The 1,277-nt window shown below is 69.7% G+C and carries 1 pseudogene; it reads left to right on the top strand.

From position 1 onward, the window contains the following. Positions 1 to 282: pseudogene (locus AB0L95_RS42230) on the top strand (hypothetical protein); the annotation flags it as partial. Between the last annotated feature and the right edge of the window lie 995 nt (positions 283 to 1,277).

Genomic DNA, 1,277 nt, shown 5'->3' with positions numbered 1-1,277 from the left:
GGAAGCGATCCCGCCACCGGCGTCTCCGCCTCGGTGAAGGTCTCGCCCGCTGCCTGGGGCAGTGTCCTACAGGTCTCCGCCAAAGGGGCACCTGCCGGAATCACCTGCCGACTGCAGGCGATCGGGTCCGGCGGAGCGAGGGCGGACGGCGCTGCCTGGCGGGCAGGCGAATACCCTCCCGGCACCACGATCCCAGGTGCGGTTCCCATGTCCCCGGGAGCCATCGAGCACTTCGAGATCATCGCAGGCAACGGTCAGAAGCTCGTCACAATCCGCGCGTGAAGCGAGGGGAGCCCACGCGCCCCTGTCGTCGGGGCGGCCTCCTGGCTCACCGACCGACTCCTCGCGTCCCGGCGCGGCTCGTGGGAAGGGCGCACCGACCGCGACAGTACCGCCCACGGCGTGCCCCGGGCGTCCACCCACCGCCCCGCCATGGACGCGGCTGTCGGATGTGAGCGCGCGGCGGCACAAGAGCGCCGCGGGTGCGGCGGCCTCGGAGACCGACACCAGTGCCTCTCTGACCGTAGGCTGATCAGCGCCATGCGCGTGGTGGCGGCTGGTGGCCGACGCGGCTGCCATCGACCGGGAAAGCTCATCTCCGCAGCCGGGCCGATCGAGGTGAAAGCCGTCCGGATGTACGACCAGCGGGTCGAGGGGCGGCCTCATGCGGTCGTCGATCTGACAGCTGTGGTGCCACACGCCTCAGGACCGGTCAGGTGCTGCGGCTGCTTCGCCTGCACCATCTGTCAGCGGAGGACTGTACCGGCACCGCGGCAGTTCTACGGCTCGGTCGCGGGGTTCCGGCCCGCTGCCGTCACACGGCGTCCGGGCACTGGCAGACCGGCCACTCGCAGGGGCGCCGGCTCCTGCTCACGGCGCACCGACGGCTTCCGGAAACCGGTCAACCCCTCCGGCGAACCGGCCCAGCCCTCAAGCGACTTGATACATGAGTGCGCCGACAGAGCATGCAGCCGGGCCGTCGGCATTCACGTGACCCACAAAAAGTCCAGCAAAAGGGGCGAACAGCTCGAACCGTTCGGTGTGCGTCGACCGTGGAATTGAATGAGCGCGCCCTTACAGGATCCGGCCCACCGACCGCCCCCGAAGGTATTGGCGGGTCTCCCCCGTTCCGGTCTCCGCACATCCACAGAAGAGCAGAAGACCATGTTTGTGACCGATTCCCCCAGCCCGAGTTCGCTGCCCGGCCAGCCCTGCGACCACCAGGCGCTGCTCACCCTGCCCGCGCAGGAGGCACACGTCCCCGCCGCTCGTCACTT

Source organism: Streptomyces sp. NPDC052036 (genome assembly GCF_040680495.1).
In the GTDB taxonomy this organism is placed as follows: Bacteria; Actinomycetota; Actinomycetes; order Streptomycetales; family Streptomycetaceae; genus Streptomyces.
Note: the sequence above shows the minus strand (reverse complement) of the source record. Positions and strands in the feature narration are given on the sequence as shown.